The organism is Methanoculleus sp. UBA430, from assembly GCF_002506585.1.
Classification (GTDB): Archaea; Halobacteriota; Methanomicrobia; order Methanomicrobiales; family Methanoculleaceae; genus Methanoculleus.
In genome coordinates, this window is record NZ_DAXW01000002.1 from 95,850 (window position 1) to 96,113 (window position 264).

Consider the following 264-nt stretch of genomic DNA (forward strand, 5'->3'; position numbering starts at 1 on the left):
ATATCAGGCATTTCGTATTAGTTGGGGTATGATCCGTCAAATACACAGCTATGAGAGCAGGCGGGGGCGGCAGGTGATACCAGTATCGCTGATCTGCACAGGTGGAGGGAAGGTCAGTAGTGCTCGTGCTTCTGTCTTCTGATCGATCACGAAAGAAGCCTGCTGGGCTCTCAACACTGCCTTATGAACTTTTGTTCCCCAGAGCGTTGCGAACCCATGCACGGATTTCCATCGAGTATCGCGTCTGGGGGGTGGGGACAGGGG